1 protein-coding gene is annotated in these 1,048 nt (G+C 54.1%); it reads right to left on the bottom strand.

All coding sequences use genetic code 11. The features are described 5' to 3' along the window. Positions 1 to 478: 478 nt before the first annotated feature. A complete protein-coding gene (locus AC1D1P_RS24200) occupies positions 479 to 973 on the bottom strand; it encodes a toxin-activating lysine-acyltransferase (protein WP_477668259.1) in 495 nt (164 codons plus the stop codon). Between the last annotated feature and the right edge of the window lie 75 nt (positions 974 to 1,048).

Raw genomic sequence — 1,048 nt, 5'->3', positions numbered from 1 at the left:
GTATATGATCAATGCATTGAGGAAAAGAAGTCCTTGCTGATGGTGAAGAGGTCAGATCGGGCCGGTCTTCATTTTTCGTGCACCGGTTTCACATGCGACACGCCTGCACCCACAACAACAGCAACGGCCTCGGCAATAGCGGCACTCATGTGAATCTCCAAAAGGAAGTAATGAACGAGGGAGGTTAAAAACCTCCTCTTGCTCGGGCATCCTCGCTTCTCTGAGCGGGGGCTGAAGAGTGCTGGTCAATCAACAAGGGAAAACCGGGATGACCCGGTTGTCGCTGTATTGAAAACCCTCCCACAAGTGCCTCTCAAACCGGGGCAGACCCGGCACTCGCAGGCGACGTGACACCAAGCGCAGCGAAGCCGCTGCTTCGCCTCTTGGCAAAAGACTCCTGAGGCGCGTCTATAGTTTCAGATCTTTCGGCGTGTGAAGGTCGAGTCCTTCGAGAGTTTCCACCTACGCAAACCTTAACCTAGTGGCTTGACGCCGCACCTATCGCAGCCCACATCAACACCTTGGCTTGTGTGGGAGCCGTCGGTACCAACTGGCGTACGGCCTTTCCCTCGAACACTTTTTCGCGTAAATCTTTGAGAACATCTTGCGCACCGCCGAACGGCGTAAATACATCGATCAACCAGATCTGATCACCTGAGTTCCAGTCCGTCAAGGCGAGTTGATGAGGAGCACCCATGTAACGTTGTGCCACCACTTCGCTAAGCCGTGCCCAGGACGCAAACGCCACGGGCGCTTCATCTTTCATATAGAGCTTGGCCTGATCAAGGATGAGCGCCGGCATAACACGCCACTCCAACTCACTGAGCAGCGTGTGTCGGCTGGCAGACTGCTGCATCATGAGCCATGTCACAGGACCCAATAGCGGAATCTTCGCAAGCACCTTATGAGCCTGGTTCTTAGCAAGCTGGGCGATCTCAGCCAATTCTTCCGGTGCGATAGGGGTCTCAGTCATGGTTCTGTCTCCAGCAAATCATTAATAGCTTGCAAATCCGTTTCACCCAGCGTAGCGTTGGAGGCTTTCAAACGC

Source organism: Polaromonas sp. P1_E1_2, assembly GCF_056406035.1.
The sequence above is the reverse complement of the archived record's forward strand: the minus strand, read 5'-3'. Positions and strand labels throughout refer to the sequence as shown.